The organism is Pseudoalteromonas sp. S1650 (assembly GCF_005887195.1).
GTDB lineage: Bacteria > Pseudomonadota > Gammaproteobacteria > Enterobacterales > Alteromonadaceae > Pseudoalteromonas > Pseudoalteromonas simplex.
Map to the genome: position 1 here is coordinate 1 of NZ_PNDF01000208.1, position 272 is coordinate 272.

Annotated in this window: 1 pseudogene; it reads right to left on the reverse strand. The window is 45.2% G+C overall.

Annotated elements, in window-relative coordinates:
- Positions 1–199 (reverse strand): annotated as a pseudogene (locus CWB80_RS22185) (two-component regulator propeller domain-containing protein); the annotation flags it as partial.
- Positions 200–272: the final 73 nt, after the last annotated feature.

The following is a 272-nucleotide window of genomic DNA, read 5'->3' on the forward strand; positions in this document are numbered from 1 at the left end:
ATAATTTGCCATCAGGTGCCTGGCTAAGCGCCATCACCGCGTGGGTCATATTTGACATAGCTGAGTGACGTTCAATACGCCCTTCGTGAGCAAGCCATAAGCCTTCACTGAAGCTTGCCAGCCAAATGTTATTTTGATTGTCTCGGAAAATATCGGCAGACGAAATGCTTTGGTCGAGCTGGATAGGAACAACCCATTGCAAATCTCATGAATAATAAATGAAGAATAAGAGTGCAAAACTAGACTTCATTAGCGGGACGAGGGCTTCTGTC